Genomic DNA, 2,164 nt, shown 5'->3' on the forward strand with positions numbered 1-2,164 from the left:
TGATCCGTGCAGCATACGGATGCGTCGCGTCGATCACGAGGCCGATGCCGGCGTCGCGCAGATACGCGGCCAGCCCGGCCGCGCCACCGAAGCCGCCGACGCGCACGTCGCAGCGCAGGTCGTCGGGGATCTTGCCGAGGCCGGCCAGGCTATAGACGTGCCGAGGCCCGAGCGCGCGTGCGATCATCAGCGCATCGCCGGTGCCGCCGAGCAGCAGGATGCGCATGCTCATCGCGCCTCCCCGACGAAGCGGCCCTGCCGGTCGATCGCGAACATTTCGACGGCGACCGACGGCGGCACGATGTCGCGCGCGACGCGCAGCGCTTGCGCGCAGACCAGATCGCCGAGCGGCACACCGTCGGCGTGCGCAAGCTTCAGCGCTTCCTGGCTCGTGTTCGCGGCGCGCATCGCGTCCTGCAGCGCGTCGCTTGCGCCGGCTTCGGCCGCCCACTGCGCGAGCATCGGCAGATCGATGCTCGAATGGCGGCTGTGCAGGTCGAGATGGCCGGCCGCGAGCTTGCTGAGCTTGCCGAAGCCGCCGCACATCGACAGCCGCGCGACCGGCGCGCGCCGCAAGTGCTTGAGCACCGCTCCCGCGAAATCGCCCATCTCGATCAGCGCCATGTCGGGCAGTTGATAGTGCGCGCGCATCGCGTCCTCGCTCGCGTTGCCGGTGCACGCGGCAATGTGCGTGATGCCGTTCGCGCGTGCGACGTCGATGCCCTGGTGGATCGACGCGATATAGGCCGAGCACGAGAACGGCCGCACGATGCCGGTCGTGCCGAGGATCGACAGCCCGCCGACGATACCCAGGCGCGGGTTCATCGTCTTCAGCGCGAGCGCTTCGCCGCCTTCGACGCCGATCGTCACGTCGAAGCCGCCCGCGTAGCCATGCTCGGCCGCCAGCGCTTCCAGGTGCGTCGTCATCATCTGGCGCGGCACCGGGTTGATCGCCGGTTCGCCGACCGGCAGCGTCAGTCCCGCGCGCGTGACCGTGCCAACGCCCGGCCCCGCATGAAACCGCACGCCGGGCGCCGCCGCGAGCGCGACGCGCGCGAAGATCAGCGCGCCGTGCGTGACGTCCGGATCGTCGCCGGCATCCTTGATCGTGCCGGCTTCCGCACCGTCGACCGTGGCGCGGCAGAACTCGAGCCGCATCATCACGCGCTGCCCCTTCGGCAACACGATCTCGACCGCGTCGTCCGCACTACCCGCGAGCAGCAGCCGTGCGGCGGCGAGCGACGTCGCGGTCGCGCAGCTGCCGGTCGTGTAGCCGAAACGTAGCGGCGCGGGCTGTTCGGGGGTCTCGTCGCGCATCACGCGTCCGTTGCGTTCGTCGTGGCCGATGGTGCGGGCGTATCGGCCGCGTCGGGCTTGCGCACGTCGTACAGCGTGACCGGCAACGGTTGCCGCCACGTATCGAAACGGCCGAGCGGTTCCGCGTGTGCGAGCGACACGCGCGTGAGCGTGCCGCCATGCGCATCGCGCCACGCGGCGAGCGCCATCTCGCCCTGCAGCGTGACCGCGTTCGCCACCAGCCGGCCGCCGGGTTTCAGCGCTGCCCAGCACGCGTCGAGCACGCCGGGCGCGGTCGCCCCGCCGCCGATGAAGATCGCGTCGGGCGCGGCGAGCCCCGCGAGCGCATCGGGCGCGCGGCCCGCGACGAGTTGCAGGCCCGGCACGCCGAGCGCGTCGCGGTTGTGCTCGATGAAGCGCTGCCGTTCCGCATGCGCTTCGATCGCGATCGCCTGGCATGACGGATGCGCGCGCATCCACTCGATGCCGATCGAACCGCTGCCGGCGCCGACGTCCCACAGCAGCTCGCCGGGCACGGGCGCGAGGCGGCCGAGCGTCATTGCGCGCAGGTCGCGCTTGGTGAGCTGACCGTCGTGACGGTACGCGTCGTCGGGCAGGCCGGGCGTGAGCGCGCGGCGCGGCGCGTCGGGGCCGGCCTGGCAGTCGAGCGCCACCAGATTGAGCGCGGCCGTTTCGTCGATGCGCCAGTCCTGCGCGAGCCCGTCGAGACGCCGCTCGAGCGGGCCGCCGAGATGTTCGAACACGCTGATGCGCGTCGGCCCGAAGCCGCGTGCGACGAGCTCGGCTGCAACGGTGGCCGGCGTGCGGCCGTCGGCGCTCAGCACGAACAGGCGACGGCCGGGCAGCA

General features: G+C 72.3%; 3 protein-coding genes. All 3 read right to left on the bottom strand.

The annotated features are described in order from the left end of the window. Positions 1–232 (bottom strand): precorrin-6A/cobalt-precorrin-6A reductase (locus G3N99_RS39280; RefSeq protein ID WP_206125087.1); only part of this gene is annotated, 232 nt, incomplete at its 3' end. Further along, a complete protein-coding gene (locus G3N99_RS39285; protein WP_206125088.1) occupies positions 229–1,317 on the bottom strand; it encodes a cobalt-precorrin-5B (C(1))-methyltransferase in 1,089 nt (362 codons plus the stop codon). The genes G3N99_RS39280 and G3N99_RS39285, both read right to left, overlap by 4 nt. After that, positions 1,317–2,164: precorrin-6Y C5,15-methyltransferase (decarboxylating) subunit CbiT (gene cbiT, locus G3N99_RS39290; protein WP_206125089.1), on the bottom strand; the 848-nt coding region annotated here is incomplete at its 5' end. The genes cbiT and G3N99_RS39285, both read right to left, overlap by 1 nt.

The organism is Burkholderia sp. Ac-20392, assembly GCF_017104585.1.
Classification (GTDB): Bacteria; Pseudomonadota; Gammaproteobacteria; order Burkholderiales; family Burkholderiaceae; genus Burkholderia; species Burkholderia lata.

Coding starts and splice junctions, on each gene's coding strand:
- G3N99_RS39285 (WP_206125088.1), bottom strand. CDS start 1,317: ATGCGCGACGAGACCCCCGAACAGCCCGCGCCGCTACGTTTCGGCTAC.